Genomic DNA, 22,240 nt, shown 5'->3' on the forward strand with positions numbered 1-22,240 from the left:
CATTATGAAATTCAATAGTACTATTTTTAGATTGATGCAATTGGGCCTTGTCGCTTTGGTAGGCCTAGCTTCCTGCAATAAATATTTGGATATTGCACCCCCTTCGTCCATCATACCTGAAGCGTATCTGGATGAGGAATCACAACTTGCTGCTTATACCGTAAATCAATATGCTGGACTGTTTCCTTCGCATGGCAACTGGTCCTTTGGCACGTTCGGCATCGACGGAAATACAGACAATATGGCTACTCCAACACTCGATAATAAGTTTATTCCAGGCCAATGGCGCGTTGGATCGAACGGCGGTGACTGGGATTTTTCAAGTATTTATCAGATGAATTATTTTATCAATACGGTGGTTCCCAAATGGAAGGAAAATCGTATTCTCGGAAATTCCAGTAACATAGCACATTATATCGGTGAAGCCTATTTTTTACGCGCTTATGTTTACTTTGGGAAATTGCAGGCCTTGGGCGATTTTCCGATTATTCGCAATGTGATGTCGGATAAGGATAAGAGTATTTTAGTGGAAGCGAGCAAGCGTTCACCAAGAAATGAAGTCGCGCGTTTTATACTTTCAGACTTGGATTCGGCCATTACCTTGCTGAGCCAAAGTTCTCCCGATGGCAAGAAACAGCGGATCTCAAAAAATGTCGCTCAGCTGTTCAAGTCCCGAGTAGCTTTGTACGAAGGTACCTGGCTCAAATACTTTAGCGGAACCGCATTCGTCCCTAAAGGACCAGGATGGCCTGGTGCGGCAAAATCATACAATAGCAATTATGCATTTCCGACGGGAAGTATTGCCGGAGAGATCGACTACTTTTTAACGCAGGCCATGGAATCGGCAGCTGCGGTTGCTGACAATGTGCCGCTGGTGAGCAACACTGGAATAATAGAATCTGCCAACAATGAGAATCCTTACTTCAGTATGTTTGGTGCCGTGGATATGTCCAGCTATGGCGAAGTACTTTTGTGGCGACAATACAACCAGAGTTTGGTGACACACAATGTACCGGTATATGCACAGCGTGGCAATTATGCGGTTGGTTTGACACGCGGCCTTGTTGAAAGCTTCCTGATGTCCAATGGACTGCCTATTTACGCCGCGGGCAGCGGTTATGCGGGCGATGATTACATCACAGATGTTCGGAAAAATCGCGATGGTCGTTTACAATTGTTTTTAAAAGAGCCAGGCCAAAAGAATGTATTGGTCAATATTGGACAAGGTACTCACTACACGCTCATAGAGCCCACCCCGACTGTATACGATACCGATTGGGAACGACGTTACACAACAGGTTATACAATTCGTAAAGGCATTTCATACGACGGTTTACAAACGCTAAACGGACAGGGATTTACGGGTAGTATTACCTTCCGAGCTACCGAAGCTTACCTCAATTATATGGAGGCCTGTTTCGAAAAGAATCAAAATTTAGATACGAAGGCGCAGGCCTATTGGCGCTCATTGCGTACACGTGCTAAGGTCGACCAAGATTTCAATGCAACCATTGCTGCAACACAAATGGAGAAAGAGAAGAAAGATTGGGGCGCGTATTCTGCAGGACAGTTTATATCACCTACATTGTACAATATACGTCGCGAACGCAGAAGCGAACTCATGGCGGAAGGTCTACGTTGGATGGATCTCAAGCGCTGGCGGGCTATGGATCAACTGATTACAACAGCAGACCATTTTGAAGGCTTTAAACTCTGGGGGCCGATGAAAGATTGGTATACACCCGAACAATTGATTTATGGTGCTACCAATGACAAATCTGTCGTTTCAGATCCCGCACGGAGTGAATACCTCAGACCATTGGAGATCCGAAGCAATGCCCTGTCTTATACCGGTGTAAAATTTGCCATGGCGCATTACCTCGCACCCATTGCCACAGAGCATCTCCAGTTGGCTTCGGATGACGGAACAGCAGAAAACTCTGTTATTTATCAAAATCCAGGATGGTCACTGATCAGTGGAACTGCCCCAACCGGCTTGTAGAAATATAAAAAGGGATATGTGTCATCTCATTATTACACAAATACGAATATATCCCTCTTTTTGACTCAATATCCCCCTTGACTACGTAGGAAAAGGGGGATATTTTTGTTTACTGATCATCACGAGCAGTTAACTCAAAGAAACTTAAACTAAATCATGAAAAAACTTTTATCTGTCTGTCTTAGTTTGCTGTCAAGTTGTTTTATCGCCTATAGTCAACAGCCCATCCCACCGCAGTATAAATTGGTCTGGTCGGATGAATTTGATTATAATGGTGCACCCGACACGACTAAATGGAGTTACGAAGAAGGTTTCAAACGTAACCGGGAAGAGCAGTGGTATCAAAAGGAAAACGCTTCCTGTCGTAATGGCCTGTTGGTTATTGAAGCAAAAAAAGAACAACGTAATCATCCGGGTTTTATTCAGGGCAGCTCTGATTGGATTGCCAGCCGTAAAAAGATAACCTATACTTCGGCTTCGATAAATACTTTGGGCAAGCAGAGCTGGAAATACGGGATTTTTGAAATCCGGGCGCGTATCCCAGTTGGTGAGGGCCTTTGGCCTGCATTCTGGACATTAGGCACCACCAAAGAATGGCCATCCAATGGTGAAATAGATATCATGGAATATTATCGCGGCAATATATTAGCCAATATCGCAACTGGCACTGACCAACGGTGGAAAGCACATTGGTTCGGTAAGACAAAAGCAGTCAAAGATCTTGGCGGAAAGGCTTGGGCAGATCAATTTCATATCTGGCGCATGGTTTGGGATGAAGATGCCATTACGCTCTATGTGGATGATATGGAAATGCTTCACGTCCCTATGGATCAATTGGTCAATCGGGACGGTACAGGATTCAATCCATTTACCCAACCACATTATCTCCTGTTAAATTTGGCCCTCGGTGGAATAAACGGTGGCACGATAGCTGATAAATTACTTCCCGCTAAATATGAAATTGATTATATCCGGGTCTATCAAAAAATAGAACGTGCTGAAATGAATAGTTTTACGCCAGGGGAAATATGGAAAGACCAATCCGGTGATGTGATCAATGCCCATGGCGGCGGCGTACTTCATCAAAATGGAAAATATTATTGGTATGGTGAGAAACGTGGCGGAACGACATCCCAGGGCGTCAATGTGTACTCATCCAATGATTTGTATAACTGGAAGTTTGAAGGATTGGCTCTCACACCTAGCGCAGATTCTACAAGCGATATTGCCTGGGGCTGTATTATGGAACGGCCAAAGGTTATCTATCATGAGCAGCTGAAGAAATATGTGATGTGGTTCCATCTTGAGTTGAAAGGGCAAGGCTATGCAGCAGCCAGGGCCGCCGTTGCTACCAGTGACTCTCCGCTTGGGCCGTTTCAGTTTGTCCACAGCTTCCGGCCAAATAACAATATGTCACGCGATATGGGTTTATTTGTAGACACCGATGGCAGGGCTTACCAAATCTATTCATCGGACGAAAACTATGCCTTACGCCTGGTTCAATTAACCGATGATTACCTGCATGTGACAGCAAAAGATTCCTTACTCTTCCGGAATCATCGGGAAGCCCCAGCTTTATTCAAGCATAAAGATCAGTATTATCTGATCACCAGCGGATGCACCGGCTGGGCTCCAAATCGTGCAGAGCTCCATGTCGCTAAGAGTCTTTTTGGCCCCTGGAAATCCCTAGGGGATCCAATGCAAGGGCCAAATTCGGCTTTGACTTATGGCGGTCAATCCACATTTATTCTTCCTGTCGCAGGAAAAACAGATGCCTTTATCTTTATGGCCGACCGCTGGAACCCCAAAGATCTTATGGATAGCAGATATATCTGGCTACCGGTTGATCTCCAGAATGAAAAAGTACAGATAAATTGGAAGGATCAGTGGGATTTAAGTGTATTTCATTAGTTCGATCATATAGCTGTATTTAACCTAGATTCAGTTAAACAAATCAATCTTTTTTGAAATGATTTATTAATCGATAAATAATAAAAAATGCAATCTCTGAATAAATTAGTGCTTATTCTACTCTATAGCTGTGTCTTCACTTTGGGGTATCCGCAATCCAGTATTACCTTGACTTATGAGCGGAATAAAATGCAACAGCAAGATACTGTTGTCCGAAAAGGGATCCCTTGGTTAGATGAAACGATTACCGAAGAAAATCGGCTGCCCATGCATACAGATTTTGTGACCTTTCCGAATACGTCTCAGATCGTCAATAGCGATTGGCGTGAATCTTCCGCTTATTTAAGTTTGAATGGACCCTGGAAATTTAAATGGGCAGATAGTCCGTCAAAATTACCGGCCAATTTTGAATCGTTGACTTATGATGATCATCTTTGGGCTAATTTTCAGGTGCCTGCAAACTGGGAACTCAATGGATACGGTTTCCCGATGTATACTACCTCCGGTTTTGAATTCACTTATTTGATCGGAAAACCAAATCCACCAATTGTGCCGATGGATTTCAACCCCACGGCGGTGTACCGCCGTGAGGTAGTTATTCCCGAGGATTGGCAGGGCAAGCCTATTATCCTCCATATTGGGGCTGCCAAATCAAATCTATCTGTTTGGGTAAATGGTCAATATGTGGGGTATGGGGAGGATAGCAAATTACCTTCCGAGTTTGATGTAACAAGATATTTGAGAAAAGGAAAAAATTTAATCGCAATGCGCGTCATGCGTTGGGGAGTCGCAAATTATTTGGAGGATCAGGACATGTGGCGCCTCAGTGGAATTACGCGAGATTGTTATCTGCTGGCACGGCAACCGATATATCTACGTGATATTCAGTTGGCACCGACCCTCAACGATTCTTTTGATGAAGGAAAGTTAAATACTAAGCTGATCTTTAACCAGGCCAGTCATGGGGATCTAATGGCAGAGGTTACACTTCATAGAAACGGTCGGCTTGTGTCAATTGCAACTGTTAAAGTCGACGGACAGGAAGTGGATATTGAACAGACCATAGACCATCCTGAACTATGGTCGGCCGAAATGCCAAATTTATACCAGGTGACTGTTAAGCTAATAGACCACGAGGGCAAACTCAGCGAGGTCGTTCCCCAGCAAGTGGGCTTCCGTCGGGTTGAGATCAAAGAAGGTCAGTTGCACGTGAATGGACAGCCTATACTTATCAAGGGAATAAACAGGCATGAAACAGATCCTGTAACAGGGCATGTGATCTCCAAAGAAAATATGTTGCGTGATGTACAGCTCATGAAAAAGTTCAATATCAATGCTGTCCGTACCAGCCATTATCCCAATGCCGAATATTGGTTGCAACTCTGTGATCAATATGGATTGTATGTGATTGATGAGGCTAATATCGAATCTCATGGCATGGGCTATGACCTGTCTTATACGATGGCCAATAGGCCGACCTGGGAAAAGGCACATGTTGCCCGTGTTGAACGTCTTATTCAGCGCGACCGGAATCATCCCAGCGTAATTATTTGGAGCATGGGCAACGAAGCTGGAAATGGCTACAATTTCTATCGGGCCTACCTCCGGATGAAAGAGCTCGATAAAAGTCGCCCTGTACAATACGAAAGGGCTGTGAATAATTATGGCGAATTACGATTTGATTGGAATACCGATCTGATTGTTCCCATGTATGCAAGCCCATCGGCGATGAAAAATTATGCAGCGCGCAACCCTAAGCCCCAAAGGCCCTTTATTCAATGTGAGTATGCCCATGCCATGGGAAATTCATTAGGAAACTTTAAGGATTATTGGGACATCATTCGGGCAAATAAAGGAATATTCCAAGGCGGATATATCTGGGATTTTGTGGACCAATGTTTTATTAAAATCAACGCTAAAGGCGATACGGTTTATACCTATGGTGGAGACTATGAGCCTAAGGAAGCCATAACGGACTGGAATTATGCTTCCAAAGGCATTTTTTATGCTAATAGGACACCCTATCCGCATGCCTGGGAAATGAAGAAAGTATATCAAGATATCCATAGCAGCCTAATGAAGGAGAAAAAGATACAGGTTTACAATGAACGTTTTTTTACTGGGCTTGACAATGTTGAACTTCAATGGGAGCTTATTGTTGACGGAAAGAAAGCCCAATCTGGTTTAATCAGTCACTTGAATGTGTTGCCGCAACAATCTGGTGTGCTGTCTATCCCTTATCAAACAGATGCACGTGGGGAGAAATTTCTGAATCTGACTTATCGATTGAAAAAAGCCGAACCCTTACTTCCTATGGGGCATATTATTGCAACCGAACAGTTGTCTTTAGGTGGTGTTTTTCAACCTAAGACAACCATTGTGGCACAGGGGAAAATTAAGACTGAGCGAAAAGATGGAAATCTGATTATCTCGGCAAAACAGCTGCAGATGGAGTTTGACCTTAAATCAGGATGGCTGACCAGATATCATTACAAAGGACGGGATTTAATGGATGAGCATGCTTTATTTAAGAATAATTATTGGCGTGCACCGAATGATAACGATTTCGGTGCAAATACACCTGAAAAACTGAAACCTTGGAAACAGGTTACGGATTCTATTGAATTACTTGAAATTAGATCCGAATTAATCGATAGCCTGGTCTATGTCTATGCGGCCTACAAAATGCATCAGGTATATGGACAGTTAGCAATGAAATACTGCATTAATCAACGGGGTGAAATGCGCATTTCTCAATCATTCACGGCTGACACCACAAAAAAGGTTGCTGTTCTGCCACGTTTCGGCATGCAATGGATCATGCCTGCTGGATTTGAGGCCATTAATTACTACGGTAGGGGACCACAGGAGAACTACATCGACCGTAATTTTGCATCGCATGTCGGAATTTATAAACAGACCGTCGATCAACAGTATTTTCCTTATGTAATGCCACAGGAGACAGGTAATAAGACCGATGTCAGGTGGATGGAAATAAGAAATAAGCAAGGTGAGGGATTGTTTTTTACGGCAGATTCTACTTTCAGTATGAGCGCTTTGCATTATTTTGATAAGGATTTGGACGATGGTCCCAAGCGACAACAACGCCATGCAGCTGACCTTGTCAAAAGGAAACAAACGCAAGTTAATATTGACCTCAGACAAATGGGCGTAGGGGGAATCAATAGCTGGGGAGCATGGCCACTTCACGAATATACATTGCCGTACAAAGATTATTCATTCTCCTTCGTTATAAAACCAGTCGAATAATTATAGCGTCCTGTACAGCAGAAAGAGCTCGTGATTGTTGTACAGGACTTAATTTGCTTTTTAACAATTCAGACTAAGGCCGGTCTACATGGAATTCATTCTGAAATGCTTTTCGGTACTTTTTGACATAGTCGGATGGTGTATCGCCAAACAATTTGTTGAATTGTTGTCTAAAGTAGCGCTGATCGTAAAAACCTGTTAAGTTAGCTACTTCATTAATTTTCGAATCTGTCAAAATAAGCATTTCTGCTGCTTTTTTGAGTCGTACCGACCTGATAAATTCATTGATCGATTTGCCTGAAATTGTTTTAATTTTTTTATAAAGTGACGAATGACTCATCCCCGTTTTTTCGGCAAGGCTTATTACAGTCAATTCTTCCAGTAGGTTCTCTTCAATAATCTCAATGCACCGTTCTATAAATAGCTTGTCTGTGATCGATATCTTTAGCTCATTCGACTGTAATGTGATAGCGTTAAGGAAAAAGTCCTGAAGGTTCTTTTTGTTCTGCAGTAATGTCTTGACCCGAAGCAACAATATTTCCGAATCAAATGGCTTGTGGATATAATCATCGGCACCATATTGAATTCCGGCTAACTTCGTGCCGTCGGAAGTACTTGAAGTAAGCAGGATGATTTGAATATGGTTGAGCGTAGCATTAGATTTTACGGCTTTGCAGAGTGACAATCCATCCATCTCTTCCATGATAATATCACTTATGACCAGATCAGGTTGTTTTTCGTTGATCATAGCTAATGCCTGAACGCCATTACGGGCACCATAGACCGTATATTCTACCTTAAAAATGTCGGTAAGATAGCTGCGGATCGCATCGTCGTCGTCAACCAATAAGATACTGAATTTTTTGCTTGATATGGCCGTTGGAAATGTGGGAGCTGTTTCTGTCACCACTTGTGCATCGTATAGCATTTGAATCCCCGACTCGTTGCGGTGCGCTACATCTGCCAATGGTTCTTCGGCCGGCATTTGTTGTGCCACGATAGGCAAAACGAGGTCGAATGTTGTTCCCGCTGTTGCTGAACTCGTATAACTTATTTTTCCGGCGTGCATTTCAACAAAAGTTTTGACCAGATACATGCCGATCCCGAATCCCGTTTGTTTTTTGGGGCCAGTCAGTGGATCCGAAAAATATTTGTCGAATATTCTATCGCCAAGATGTTCGGGGATACCTTTTCCCGAATCCTTGATCTGAATGGTTAATTCCCTACCCTGTTGCGATAGAGCAATATGAATAGCGCCATCGGAAGGCGTAAATTTAAAGGCATTTGATATGAGATTGCATAAGATGATCTCAATTTTTTCTTTGTCGGCATTGACAAAGACCGGATCGGAATTTTCCTGGAACTGATAATTTATCTTTTGTAATTTTGCCTGGGCAGCGAAATATAGAAATATTTCTCTCATAAAGCTTTGACAGTCGAAAATGCTGGTTTTGAGCTGTTCGGCACCGTCCTCTGTTTTTCTAAATACAAGCAGCTGGTCCACCAAGCTCAAAAGCCTTTTGGCGTTCCTGTGTACTACCTGAAGGGAAGCCCTGTCTTCAGACTCTTTATTGGTCTTCAGCAGATCTTTAATCGGATTAATAATTAAGGTCAGCGGTGTTCTAAATTCATGCGATATATTGGTAAAAAATGCGTGCCTCTTTTCATTGAGTTCTCTTTCCTTTTGGATGGTGAATTTTGAAAGCTGTATTTCATAATTTAAAGCGATTTGCCTCCTCCGATAGCGCAGATACCATAGCCCCGTATAGATCATAGCCAGCGTGTAAAGCAGGTAAGCCCACCAGCTTCTATACCAAGGCGGGAGAATTTGAATCTCGAGCTTAATCTGCTTATTTGTCCAATTGCCTTCCGAGTCGGTCGATTGAATAAGCAGGGTATAATTTCCTTCATGTAGACCGTTGTAATTGATAGATCGGGTAGACCCGGCATCGTTCCATTGCTTGTCTAAACCTTCCAAGCGGTATCTATATTTTATCTTTTGTGGCGAATCAAACTCCAAGGCGGCAAACTCCAGCGAAAAAGTAGATTGATTGTAGGGAAGGGTCAATTTGTGAATAGCATTATCTTTTCCAATATCGACCCGGTCGCTCAGTTCGGCAATCTTTTTATTGTTAATTTTAAGACTTGTGATTGCTAAGGCAGGTTCATAAATTTTCAGTTTGATACTATCTGCATCAAAGATGTTAAAGCCGTTGTTTCCTCCGAAAAGAAGATGGCCATCTTTGAGCTTAAATGCTGATCCATAAGAAAACTCGTTGCTTTGAAGCCCATCCGTTTCTTCGTATCGTACAATTTTTTTAGTGGAAGGATCGAACTTCGAGAGGCCATTAAAGGTACTTAACCATAGTTTCCCGGTTTTATCTTCCAAAATATTAAGTACGGCATTGTTACTCAAACCTTCATTTGTGGAATAATTTTCGACAATCTTTTTTGATTTGCTATCAAATGCCAAGAGCCCTTTACCTTCTGTTCCTAACCAAAGTCTGTTATTTTTTCCGAGCCGAATGGCACGAACAGGTTTTCCGATTAAATACCTGGCGCTTTTTCGTGTCTTCTTGTTTAGCTGTATGATCTCATTGTAATTCCCCATCCAGATATTGCCTTGTTTATCGTCAATCATGCAATTGATATCATAGATGTCTTCGCTGAAGACTTCAAATTGGTCGCTTGTCGGATTATATGTATACACTCTTCCCTCAGAAAATGTCGCTGCCCAGATCTTCTCATCCTGATCCTTAAAAAGTAATTGTACACTGTTATTTACGACCCCATTTGGCGTCCTGCAAACATAATATTTTAAACCCGAACCTTTTGCATAACGCGCAATGCCCCTTTCGGTTGCGATCCATAGATCTCCGTTAGTTCCGGTCAAAAGATGGTTTATCGTATTGTCTGGCAATTGCTTTGGCCCTTTTTGAAAAGATTGAACCTGATTGGTCTTGTTATCCCATACATAAAGGCCATCACCTTCGGTACCAATCCAGATCTTGTTATCATACTCAACGAAAGAACGTACAAATTTGTGCGCTAAGTTAAATCCCGCATAATGTTTCTGCTGTAAATAATTAAATTTATAGCCATTGTTATCAATGGTCTCAATGCCGCCCTTTCCGGTGCCAATCCATATTTTACGCTGGGAGTCTATGTAAACCGTATAAATGGTTTTGCTATTCAGTGAAAATTGTACGGGCTGTAGAACATTTTTATTTGCTGCTTTTCCATGAGATAGGTTAAGTATAAAAATGCCATTGTTTTGGGTGGCTAACCAAAGTTTGTTTTGCCCCTCCAGCGTCAGCATGTTGATCTGGCTCGATTTAAGCTCCTGTGGATACAAGGACGAAAGCACATGGTCTTTGATTTTCCAAACAAATAGCCCCTCGTAATTACCAATAAAGAGTTCACCGCTGTTTGTGCTAGCCATACAGGTTGCACTCGTAATAGCCTTCGATACAAGATTCAACTGCTGAGTTTTTTTGTCGAAAGCGTATAAACCGCGTCCCTCTATAAAAACCCATACCATGCCGGTCGCGTCAATATGCGTGGCCGATACGTGGTAGTATAAGGTGGATAGGTTCGATTTATAATCTTTAAAAGCAATTTGTATGGCATATGCTTCTTGATGACTTTTGTAAAATAGCCCCCAGCCGTTTGTGCCGATATAAATATTATTATCACTATCGATTTGAATGGATTTCGTATCGGCATTGAGATGATATGACCGTTTTGATTTTTGGTCTATATAATTTAAACGCGTGAAAGTATCAAAATTTCGGTCGTAGACTCCAATTCCTTGACCAGTTCCTATCCATAATTTTTTATTATGGTCTTCTGCTATACAATAGATATAATTATGCGGAATGCTATTTTCGTTATTTAGCTGATTTCTGTAGGTTTTTATATCATAACCGTCGAATCTGTTTAGCCCGTCGTAGGTACCAAACCACATGAAGCCCTGACTATCCTGAAATATAGATTTCACCGAACTATTGGATAAATCTTTATTCATCTCCTTGGGGAATTGCGCGTGGGTCAGCGTGCTTGTGTGAACAAGGATGAGAACGAATATCAGGATCAAGGCCTGACGTGAATGTAGGAGTCTGTTCAAACTAGGCATGTTAGCAGCGATGTTAGTATGGTATTTCCGATATCAGATAATTTATCGATTCTTCCTTATCATAGGTTATTATCTTGTAAACAACTTTTGTGATCAGAAAAAGTCAATTTGAAGATTATATGGTTAAAGATACGATTGTTTTTTAAAATAAGTGTATATTGTACGTTTATTTAAGGCGAACAGTTTTTACGAGTAAGATTTTGCTTCATAAAGCAAAAAGAGGACGGGATGAAAGTAATAAGTGTCTCTATTAAAATAGTGTACAAACCAATTTAAGCAGCTTATGTGCTAGTTTATCAAAAAATACGATACATCTAAATATATGCGGATCAATTTAATCTTATGTCTATTGTTTGTAGGACATTTTTCATTTGGACAGCAATTGAACAAAAAGACCGTACTAGCTCAGCTAAGTAAGGCAAACCAATACTGGCAGTCTCATCATAAGCCCGAAGTTTGGGCGTTTTGGGATCAGGCAGCTTATCATACCGGAAATATGGAATTCTATAAGATTTCAAAATCAGCAGGAGACTTAAAATATTCTACGGATTGGGCGATATACAATGATTGGAAAGGAGCCAAGTCTACCGATACGCAACTGTGGAAATACAACTATGGGGAAACAGACGAACACGTTCTTTTTGGTGATTGGCAAATCTGTTTCCAAACCTATATCGATCTCTATCATTTATCGCCAAGCCCTGAAAAGATTGCACGTGCTCAAGAAGTCATGGAATATCAGATCCACTCCAATAAACAGGACTATTGGTGGTGGGCCGATGGTTTGTATATGGTGATGCCGGTGATGACTAAAATGTACAAATTGACAGGGAATTCACTTTATCTGGATAAGATGTATACTTATTTGCAATATGCCGATAGTATCATGTTTGATCAGGAAGCGAAATTGTATTACCGTGATGCAAAATATGTTTTCCCGAAACACCAGAGCTTACACGGCAAAAAGGATTTTTGGGCCCGGGGCGATGGCTGGGTTTTCGCGGCATTTGCGAAGGTTCTTCAAGATCTACCTGAGGAGGATAAACATTATACCTACTATCAGGAGCGTTTTAAGGAAATGGCAGCCGCTATCATGAGTTGTCAACAGCAGGAGGGATTCTGGACTCGAAGCATGTTAGATTCCGAACATGCACCCGGCAGGGAAACAAGCGGAACCGCTTTTTTTACTTATGGACTTCTCTGGGGAATAAATAATGGATTGCTAAGCGATTTTAAATTTAAAAATGCTGCGGTTAAAGGCTGGAAATATCTTAGTGAGGTCGCTTTACAACCCGATGGCAGAGTTGGGTACGTACAACCGATCGGTGAAAAAGCTATCCCCGGACAGGTGGTGGATACCAACTCTACAGCTCCTTTTGGTGTAGGTGCGTTTTTATTAGCCGGCTCGGAAATGTATCGTTATTTAGCTCAAAAATAGATTGGATTTGAAAATGAAAAATAAGATTTTATTGTTCTTGGTCATTTTTCTGACAGGCCATTCTGCCCTTGGACAGGGCTTGAAGGAGAAACCTGTATCAGCAAAGGAGGCGGATAGAGCTTTTTGGCTTAAAGAAATGGATCAGATGCTGCGTCCTGTCCTCCGCAGTCTGGCCCATGATAGCCTACGGTTAACTATGCCACAAATGACTTCTATACACGTGGATAATAAGGAACAGCGCATCAAAGTACAATATGTTGAAGTCTTGGGAAGGGTATTGTCAGGCATAGCGCCCTGGCTTTCTTTGGATGGCGGTTCGGCTGAAGAGATAAAGTTACGCGATCAGTATAGAGCATGGACTGTTCAAGCACTTAAAAATGCTTTGGACAGCAATGCGCGGGATTTTATGCGTTTTGATCTTGGTGGTCAACAACTTGTTGATGCCTCATTTATCGCTTTGGGATTTATGCGAAGTCCTTGGCTGTGGGATCATATCGACAATCAGACAAAAAAGAATTTGGTAGCATCCATAAAAATTACCCGCCAATTTCGGCCGGCTTATTCAAACTGGTTGCTCTTTTCAGCGATGAATGAAGTTTTTTTAGCGAAGTATGCGGATGATTGGGACGTGATGCGCGTTGATTATGCGCTGCAGCAATTGGAACAGTGGTATGTTGGCGATGGAATGTATATGGATGGTCCGCATTATGCGTTTGATTACTATAATAGTTATGTTATCCATCCCTTCCTGGCCGGAATTATGGATTTCATACAGCTGAAAACTAAAAACTATGATGGGATGTTTGCAAAAATCAAGCTCCGCAATGCGCGCTATGCCCTAATTCAGGAGCGGATGATCAATGCCGATGGCAGCTTCCCTCCGACGGGAAGGTCTGTAATCTATCGTGCGGCAGCTTTCCATCATCTCGCCGATATGGCTTTCAAGAAACGGCTCCCTGTGGAGCTTAGCGAAGGACAGGTGAAGGCTGCACTGTCTGCGGTACTGAGAAAATCGACCGAAAACCCTAATACGTATGAAAAGGGCTGGTTGACATTGGGTATGTATGGTAATCAGCCGGGCTTGGGCGATCCGTACAATAATCAGGGAAGCCCCTATTTATGTTCAGTAATTTTTTTGCCTTTGGGATTACCCGACGGAGATTCTTTTTGGACAAGTGAAGCGAGCGACTGGAGTGCACGGCGTATCTGGTCAGGACAGGACTGGCATAAAGATCAGAGCAAAGCCATTCAATAACCCCAAATTCCGGTGATAAGACTCCTTTCAAAAGGACTTGGCGGAATCAGCAAATGTATAAAAAATTCAATGAAGCAATATCTAAATCAACTAATAAGAGTAGGGATGCTCGCTTGCGCGTGCCTCTTGTTTATTTACAATGCACAAGGGCAGAAAATTAAGAATACGCTTGTCGGAAATGGGTGGGCAAAGAACACGGTCAACACAACCGTATTTCGTAAAAATTCATTAACCAGCAATGGTAAATACCAATATATCGCTTATTATGACGAAGCTGGATATGTAGTTCTAGGTCAGCGGTTACTTTCTGGCAAGGTCTGGAAGTTGCGACGTTCGGGTTATACTGGGCATGTGAAGGATGCCCATAATGTGATCAGTATTATGGTGGATAAGGCAGGATATCTCCACGTTTGCTGGGATCAGCATGACAGCAAGTTGAGATATGCACGTACCCTTCACCCCAATAGTCTTGTGCTAGGTTATGAGCAAGCCATGCTGGGACAAAATGAATCAAAGGTGACCTATCCTGAATTCTTAAAGTTGCCCAGTGGTGAGTTGCTGTTTTTATATCGTGATGGCGGATCCGGTCATGGTAATCTTGTGGTTAATAGGTACGACAGTAAACAACAGAAGTGGGAGCGGATGCATAGCAATCTGATTGATGGCGAGGGGCGGAGAAATGCCTATTGGCAAAGTTATGTGGATCGTCGGGGAACGATACATCTTTCTTGGGTGTGGCGGGAAAGTACCAATGTGGAAAGCAATCATGATATGGCTTATGCATGTTCAAACGATGGCGGATTAACCTGGCAAAAGAGTAATGGAATGCAGTACGAGCTGCCTATGAAAGAATCTACCGTTGAATACGCAGCCCGTATCCCACAACAGCACGAATTGATTAATCAAACCTCTATCGCTGCGGATGAAAAAGGGAATCCTTTTATCGCCAGTTACTGGCGTGACGCAGGATCAGAGATCCCACAATACAAGGTCATCTATTTACAAGAGGGTGAATGGAAGATCCGGTCTTTTGATTTTAGAAAAACACCCTTTACGCTGAGTGGTGGTGGAACAAAGGATATTCCAATTGCCAGGCCGCAGCTATTGGTTCGCGGAAAAGATCATAAAACAATGTTGACGCTGGTCTTTCGGGATCAAGAGCGCGGTTACCGACCTTCGATACTGAGGTTGAATGGGATGCAGCAAGAGGCTAATAATATTATTGATCTTTGTGATCAGTCTGTAGGAGCCTGGGAACCTACATATGATACCCAGTTGTGGCAAAAGAAACGTAAAATTGCTTTATTTGTGCAGCCTACAGTGCAAAAGGATGCTGAGGGTCTAGCTGATGCTCCCGCGACAGCCATACGGGTATTAGAATGGCGTGATTGAGAATGAGGTTGTTTTCAAATTTTTACTCCGCTTTTAAGCTGTCGACCGGATTAGCTTTTGCAGCGGCTATTGCTCTGGTACATAGGGTTAGAATAGCAATTACCAGTGCAATAATCCCTGCGAGAGCAAGTATCCACCAGCTGACCGAAATGCGATAAGCGAACTCTTGCAGCCACTGATTCATCAATAACCATCCGAGCGGCAGTGCAATCAACAGTGCTATACCGACCAGTTTAACCATATCAGAGCATAGTAGATAAACGAGGTTGCTTAATGTTGCGCCTAATGTTTTACGTATACCAATTTCCTTTATCCGCAATTGAATAGCGAATGTGATTACACCGAATAGCCCTAAACAGGCAATAACGATAGACAACAAGGCAAAAATTAAGAGAATTTGACCTTGCTTTATTGTATCGATGCTCGTAGCTTTTATCTATCTCTTATGGCTTCAGTTCATCTTTTTGCCAGCATTTAATATAGTGTACGCATGTGAACGATATTGTTTTAAACTGTTCGCATTCGTACAGCTATTTTTTTTTGAAAAGATACGAAATGTGCTTTAACAGGTCATGGGGGACGTTATTGAACGCACAGGGACAGCTGGTATAGTATTTGGCACGGAGTTAATAAAATGGATCTTATGTTCTTAATGTATTTTGACGTTCACCTTTTGATCTCAGTCATTCACCGAATTTTGTGGGGAACTAGTCTAAAATCTGTCGGTTAGAGCTCTAGTGAACCGTAGTTTTGAATTAAGAAATAAGAACAGAAAAACTTACACGACAAAATAAGGATATTATGAAAACGCTAGTAAAAACAATCGCAGCAGCAGCCTTAATCGCAATTTCAACATGTGCAATGGCAGCTGAGGGCCCAGGATCAAAAACAGCAAAAACAACTGTTAACTTGTCAACCGCAGACTTTGCTTTAGAGCACTATGTTGCTGTCATGGCTGAAGGAGAATCGGCTGGTGTAGAACAATTGTTTGCTGAAGATTTTAATCAAAAGGTTCAAACAGCAAACTTGAAGTCAAATAGCCGTAGTGAAGTGGTAAAATCATTGAAAAAACAAAAAGGTGAGAAACTAAACTGTAGGGTAAGTACGGAGATCCTTGAAACATCAGCCGATTATATGGTGGCCAGAATGACCTTGAAATTTGAAGATTTCACCAAGACCGATCTAGTAACCTTTGTCCGTGAAGGAAATGACTGGAAAGTGTCCAAATCGATCAATTCGTATAAATAGTAGCTCATAATTTGAGGCCAGCTCAGTCATAGCAAAAGCCGAGCTCTAGTGAATCACATGTTTATAAATTTAGTTTAGAAGCCACATCCTGCGATGTGGCTTTTTGTATGATCACAGATTTTTATGATTGTAAATTTGTTCTTTTAAGTTTTAACTCTAAATTTAATCGTAAATCCAAAGAACAATAATATCTTTATTTAAAGGAATGAAGAAAACTAGAAGTTGGCCATTCTTACTTATCATGTTTTTAATCGCTACAGCTATTATTTATTCAAGATTGATTACGCATTCGATGGTATTAGGGAAATATGACTTCAAATATCACGAATGCTTTGCAGGTGCAGAGCTGCCGGATAGAGATGATGAGCTAACCTTGTTGGATAACAATAAATATCGAAGTTCTTTTTTTGGCAATGGAGAATACCATGTAGCATACGGCGTATTTGATACGCGATTGGTTTTGCGTTATTCTGGAGGTACTGCTTCGTGTGAATTAGTCATAAAAAAACGGGGAAATAGTATTGTCATTGTTGTAGATGATACCTGCGATTTTTTTTATGAAAAGGCAGATTAAATCAAGGTGATGTTTTTTTTGGCTGAATTGAAATTATCACTTAGTTTTTATAATCCACAGGTAATTCATACCCTCTTTGGTTCCTTAAAAGACTTAGCGGTGGTAGCCCAATTTCTTTTCTTCGTACATCTACCTCATCAATGTTCTCAATCGGTGTAACAATTCTTTTGTTTTGTTTACCCATTTCCCAGTATGATCCATAAATCTGTTTTTGACGGATTATGGCCCGGTGTCTATCGATAACTAAAGCCATGTTGAAAGGTGGATACTTGAGGTCTATAACCGCTTTTTTCATCAATGGTGTCAAAATTTCAATATTTTTGGCATCCTCAATCCCATTGTTTAAAGTATGTAATAATAATATAAAGATAGCGTTTATGCCATCCATGCCAACAGTTTCGAGATTTGGAAACTCTGTTCTCGCTATAATCTCCTTTATCACGGCCATATTAGCCGTGTCACTAGCGAAAATAAGAGAATCAGCTTTTTTGTATTCAATAACTCCCAATAAGGAACGCAATCCCTGATCCTTTTCCAACATATTAAGTAAAGTTATGCGGTCCTCCAAATGAGCTATTTTGCTTAGATGTTTTTGACGAAGTAAATCGTAGGTTTTTCTCCAATTGGTATGATGTTTTAAAAAACTATTTACATTACTGTCAACCTCTAACATCCCTAAAGAAGCACCGTTTAAAATAGATTGCTTTAAATATTTTTCCGCTGTTTTACTGTCTTTTACTTTTAGTGCTAATTTTACCAATTCTATATCAATAAACGGATCTATATCACTAATCTTGACCATTTTTCGATATAACAAATAAGCTTCAGGTGTCTTCTTTTCAAAAATTAAACTATCTGCGGTATTCTTTAAATAAAAATAAGAACTGCTTTTTTGAGCTTTCACGTGGCAGGAAATGAAAATTAGGAAGAGAATAAGAAATGGTTTAAACATATGTTTATATTTATATACCTAAATATAATATATTGTCATAATAATAAGAATATGTTTTTTTATTTATCCTATTGGGAAAATAAGCACCTATTGAAATGGCCCTATTAAACACTCGCTTTTTTACTGATTTTTTCCCTGCCTCAGAACTTTATTCCGATCAAAGAACTATTTTTTAGAAGTAGAAAAAATGTACATCTAGGCCAAGATGCGGGCAGTATTGGCCGTTGAGGTCGCCCATGCGATTATCTCTTGGATTTATAGAAAGTGGCTTCATTATTGTAATCAACTCGGTTGCCGAGGACGCATTGGGAATAGCTTATGTTATTCTAAATCGTAAAAATCAAACAACGGTAAGGTAAAAATTACCTAATGCGTCTGTTTTCAGGCTGATAATTTACTGAATGTGGCTAGAATTCTTTAGTTTTGGCTATTTGTTTAGATAAATATTGCACTACAGCCTCCTTGGCGTAAGAACGTTTGGAAAAACTCAGAAATACGGACGAACAATGATATTGAAAGAAAGAATGAGCTACAACTATCTTAAATACCTTTTTACGGGAACGCTTTCGGCTTTACTGCTTACAGGCTATGCGCAGGAAGTGGGGAAACAGCAGAAAGATAAGAAAGAGAAACCACAACAGCATAGTGTGCAAGCTGGCGCTGGTGAAGTTCAAACCATGGATTCCATTGATGTCGTACGTGACTACCGGCCTATGCTTGCTGATGCCGTTAAGGTGCGCCGCAGCCCGGATATGACGCTTATCAACCGCGATGCTATTGAAACCGAATTGCGCCAGATTGCCACTGCCACCTATTTAGCACAGCAAAAATATAAACAGGCCTATTACCACGAATTGATGCAACGGCATCCAGACGCTTCACAAAGCAATATCGATAATTATCGCATCAGCTACCTGGCTTACGGAGCCGGCGAATACAAAAGAGCGAGCGGTATGTTGGAGGCCATAAAACCTTCGGATGCCTTTTATCAAGGGGCCATCATGACCTTAGGTCATATCGCACTGGAGACGGGCGACAAGCAAGCTGCACGAAATGCTTTTGTCAAAGCTACAAAGCTGGATTTGGACCGACAAGTGAAGGCCGATGCGCTATTTAACTATGCCAAAATCTTGTTTGCAATGGACTCCACCCAGGCTGCGCAAAAAGTCCTCGAGAAATATATCGCCCAGGAAGTGAAACCTGTCGATCCGGGTTCAAAAAGAAAGGAAAGTGCGGAAACACTATCCGCTGAAATTCTACGGGGGACGACCAATTTCCATGCTGGTGTCAGTATGCTGGAATCGTTAAAAGAGCGCGGTCGGGAAGTCAATGCGATCTATCAAAAGGTAACCTACTACCGCGGATTGGAGTTTTATAATGAGCGTGCTTTCGAAAATAGCATATCTATGTTTATGCGATCAGAAAAGTTTCCGGTCAATGCTGAAATGGCGGCTCTTGCGACCTATTGGAAAGCAGAAGCCATGTATGAAGTGCGCAAATTTGGTGAAGCTGTAGAAAACTTCTCCGAGTTTCTAAGCCTGCCCGTCGCTCGGAATACTGATGTCTATAATTATGCAAATTACGGGCTGGCGTACGCGGCATACCGAAACAACCGTTTTGAGTTGGCGGCCAAATATTTTGAACGCTTTCTGACTGCCGGAGGAAATACCGTGGATCAAAATATACGGTATGATGTTATTGCACGTCTAGGTGATTCGTATTTGTGTCTGCGCGATTATGGTCGGGCAAACAAGTACTACGACCAGCTGATTAATAGCAAAGCGCCAAACCAGGATTATGCCTTCTTCCAGCGTGGTATTTTATTTGGTCTACAAGGCGACAATGAAACCAAGCTCAGTACGCTGCGGTCCGTACTGAAACAATTTCCATCTTCGAACTATGCAGATGATGCGGCCTTTGAAATTCCCTACACTTATTTCACGATGGGTGATTATGGCCGCGCTATCGAAGGGCTGCAAGCAATGGTCGAAAAGTACCCCCGTAGCAGTTATATTCCCCGTGCCTTAATGACCATAGGGCTCGTGCAGTACAATAACGATGAGCCCGAAGCGGCGAAAGCGACTTTCGAGAAGGTGGTGGAGAAGTATACCCGAACTGCTGAGGCAGAGCAGGCCATGCGTTTCATTGAAAACATCTACCTCGATCAGGGGGATGCTTCAAGCTATATCCGTTATGCCGTGGGTACCAATGTCAGTAATCTGAGTCCTGCGGAATTGGATAATATGGCTTTTCAGGCCGCACAGTCTCTATTCGCCAGGGGAGAATACGGAGCCGCTGTAGAAGCGATCAATGCTTATTTCGATAAATTTCCAAAACCCAAACAAGAAAAATTCGCCCGTTACATCCGTGGCGTGAGTTCGTACCGTACTGGGCATCCACAGGAAGCACTGCATGATCTGAATATCATCCTGAACGACTGGACGAGCAAGTATTCAGAGAATACCTTGCTGACGGTGGCTGCGCTGTACCTGGACCTCAAGGAATACAACGAGGCCATTGTACACCTCAAAAAATTGGAGCTCAACGAAGAATATAAAAAGAACTATGGCTACGCAGTAACGAACCTGATGGTGTGTTACTTCGAACTCGGCGATATGGAGCAAATGGCCAAGTACGTAAGCCTGATCAAGAATTACAACGGTGCAACCGAGGAAGAAATTGCGAAAGCGCACCTATACAGTGGAAAAGCCTTGCTAAAAGAAAAGAATGTAGCGGCTGCCATGAAAGAATTTAACCTGGCCGCGTTGAAGAGCCAGTCGGCAGTCGGAGCAGAGGCGCGCTATCGCGTGGCACTAATGCAGTATGATAACAAAGAATATGATAAGGCGCTGGAAACAGCCTTTGATGTGATCAACAATCGGGAAGCACAGGAATACTGGGTTGCCAAGAGTTTCCTACTGCTTGCTGATGCCTATGCGCGCAAAGGCAATACCTTCCAGGCGAAGAGTACCTTGAAAAGTGTGATTGACAATTATGATAAAAACGATGATATTGTGCCCGCGGCGAAAGAGCGCTTACAGAAACTGAAGTAACACGTTGTAGATTTGTCCGTAAGACAGATTTGAGGATGTTTGTCCATTTATACCGAATAGCAATGGCCTTGTAGCACTTGCCGTTTGGAAAAGCCCGATTGTTCTCGGGCTTTTTTATGTTCGTTATCCCTTCCTTCTCATTCCTTTTTTGCTTCTGTAAATGCCGTGTTTGCGTAATTGATACGGTCTCTATTTAACGCTTTATCCATTGTACGGATGCGGACAATACGTTTGTAAACTGTTCGCAAGCGCACATTTGCTTTTTAAAAGAAGATTAATAAAAGGCCATTTTAAGGCCCAGAAAGCATAAATATACGCCTTTGGCCGACTGGTATAGTGTTTGGCATGTGGTTATCGAAATGTATCCTAAATTTCTTCGGCATGCTTCCGGATCGAAATCTCTTGTAGGTAAATGACAATTCACCGAGTTTCTTCGATCACTGGTCTAAAGACCATGGGGTAAATGCATATTAAACAGAAGTTTTGGACCCACAAGTAGAAACACGATAACTAACACAATAAAATAAAGATATCATGAAATCATTCGTAAGAAATTGCACTGCAATAGCTTTAATCGCCTTGTCCACATTCACCATGGCAGCTGAAAGATGGGGAGACAAATCAGAAAAGACAAACATTAACCTTTCCACGGCAGGCTTAGCACTGGATCACTATCTTGCAGTCACCACCAAGGGGGAATCGGTAGGCGTGGAGCAGTTGTTTACGGACGATTTCAACCAAAAGATACAGGCTAACAGCATATTGACCTATGGTCGTAGCGCTGTGATTAAATCGTTGAAAAATCAACACGGAGAAAAGCTAAATTGCAAAGTAAATATCAAGATCGTAGAAAAATCAGTAGATTATATGATTGCAAAAATTGCAATGAAATTTGACAGCTTTAGCATGACAGACCTCGTGACTTTGGTTTACGATAATGGCGATTGGAAGGTGTCCAGGTCAATTCATTCCTACCAATAATGCTTATTCCCTATAAATATATATGTTGT

At 41.8% G+C, this 22,240-nt stretch carries 13 protein-coding genes; 10 read left to right on the plus strand and 3 right to left on the minus strand.

Annotated elements, in window-relative coordinates:
* The first annotated feature begins 4 nt into the window (after positions 1-4).
* From BGP15_RS00890 to BGP15_RS00900, 3 genes are all read left to right on the plus strand, one after another.
* Complete coding sequence (locus BGP15_RS00890) at positions 5-2,002, plus strand: RagB/SusD family nutrient uptake outer membrane protein (RefSeq protein ID WP_286768461.1); 1,998 nt, start codon at positions 5-7, stop codon at positions 2,000-2,002.
* A 156-nt stretch (positions 2,003-2,158) separates the two neighbouring features.
* The gene (locus BGP15_RS00895; protein ID WP_286768462.1) at positions 2,159-3,913 is read left to right on the plus strand and encodes a family 43 glycosylhydrolase; all 1,755 of its coding nucleotides are present in this window, start codon (positions 2,159-2,161) and stop codon (positions 3,911-3,913) included.
* An 87-nt stretch (positions 3,914-4,000) separates the two neighbouring features.
* Positions 4,001-7,183, plus strand: coding sequence for a glycoside hydrolase family 2 TIM barrel-domain containing protein (locus tag BGP15_RS00900; protein ID WP_286768463.1), 3,183 nt, complete (start codon positions 4,001-4,003; stop codon positions 7,181-7,183).
* 73 nt (positions 7,184-7,256) lie between these two features.
* Here BGP15_RS00900 and BGP15_RS00905 read toward each other — a convergent pair whose 3' ends face one another.
* A complete protein-coding gene (locus tag BGP15_RS00905) occupies positions 7,257-11,309 on the minus strand; it encodes a hybrid sensor histidine kinase/response regulator transcription factor (RefSeq protein ID WP_286768464.1) in 4,053 nt (1,350 codons plus the stop codon).
* 331 nt (positions 11,310-11,640) lie between these two features.
* Here BGP15_RS00905 and BGP15_RS00910 point away from each other — a divergent pair, with 331 nt between their 5' ends.
* From BGP15_RS00910 to BGP15_RS00920, 3 genes are all read left to right on the plus strand, one after another.
* Positions 11,641-12,756, plus strand: a complete 1,116-nt coding sequence (locus tag BGP15_RS00910; protein ID WP_286768465.1) for a glycoside hydrolase family 88/105 protein — start codon at positions 11,641-11,643, stop codon at positions 12,754-12,756.
* 13 nt (positions 12,757-12,769) lie between these two features.
* On the plus strand, positions 12,770-14,011 hold the full coding sequence (locus BGP15_RS00915; protein ID WP_286768466.1) for a DUF2264 domain-containing protein: 1,242 nt from the start codon (positions 12,770-12,772) through the stop codon (positions 14,009-14,011).
* A 69-nt stretch (positions 14,012-14,080) separates the two neighbouring features.
* Positions 14,081-15,403 (plus strand): BNR repeat-containing protein, encoded by a 1,323-nt coding sequence (locus BGP15_RS00920; RefSeq protein WP_286768467.1) that lies wholly within the window; start codon positions 14,081-14,083, stop codon positions 15,401-15,403.
* 22 nt (positions 15,404-15,425) lie between these two features.
* Here the strand turns inward: BGP15_RS00920 and BGP15_RS00925 are convergent, their stop codons facing one another.
* Positions 15,426-15,779 carry an ABC transporter permease gene (locus tag BGP15_RS00925; protein ID WP_286768468.1) on the minus strand — a complete coding sequence of 118 codons (354 nt, stop codon included), beginning with the start codon at positions 15,777-15,779 and terminating at the stop codon, positions 15,426-15,428.
* Between the two features lie 425 nt (positions 15,780-16,204).
* Here BGP15_RS00925 and BGP15_RS00930 point away from each other — a divergent pair, with 425 nt between their 5' ends.
* Together BGP15_RS00930 and BGP15_RS00935 are read left to right on the plus strand one after the other, a co-directional pair.
* The gene (locus BGP15_RS00930) at positions 16,205-16,651 is read left to right on the plus strand and encodes a nuclear transport factor 2 family protein (protein WP_286752552.1); all 447 of its coding nucleotides are present in this window, start codon (positions 16,205-16,207) and stop codon (positions 16,649-16,651) included.
* A gap of 205 nt (positions 16,652-16,856) precedes the next feature.
* Positions 16,857-17,225 (plus strand): hypothetical protein, encoded by a 369-nt coding sequence (locus tag BGP15_RS00935; RefSeq protein ID WP_286768469.1) that lies wholly within the window; start codon positions 16,857-16,859, stop codon positions 17,223-17,225.
* Between the two features lie 40 nt (positions 17,226-17,265).
* On the opposite strand, the gene BGP15_RS00940 is transcribed toward BGP15_RS00935, so the two are convergent.
* Positions 17,266-18,177 carry a DUF6624 domain-containing protein gene (locus BGP15_RS00940; RefSeq protein ID WP_286768470.1) on the minus strand — a complete coding sequence of 304 codons (912 nt, stop codon included), beginning with the start codon at positions 18,175-18,177 and terminating at the stop codon, positions 17,266-17,268.
* A gap of 506 nt (positions 18,178-18,683) precedes the next feature.
* Here BGP15_RS00940 and BGP15_RS00945 point away from each other — a divergent pair.
* A complete protein-coding gene (locus tag BGP15_RS00945) occupies positions 18,684-21,230 on the plus strand; it encodes a tetratricopeptide repeat protein (RefSeq protein ID WP_286768471.1) in 2,547 nt (848 codons plus the stop codon).
* Between the two features lie 534 nt (positions 21,231-21,764).
* Complete coding sequence (locus BGP15_RS00950; protein WP_286768472.1) at positions 21,765-22,211, plus strand: hypothetical protein; 447 nt, start codon at positions 21,765-21,767, stop codon at positions 22,209-22,211.
* The last annotated feature ends 29 nt before the right edge of the window (positions 22,212-22,240 follow it).

It is taken from the genome of Sphingobacterium sp. 40-24 (assembly GCF_001899705.1).
In the GTDB taxonomy this organism is placed as follows: domain Bacteria; phylum Bacteroidota; class Bacteroidia; order Sphingobacteriales; family Sphingobacteriaceae; genus Sphingobacterium; species Sphingobacterium multivorum.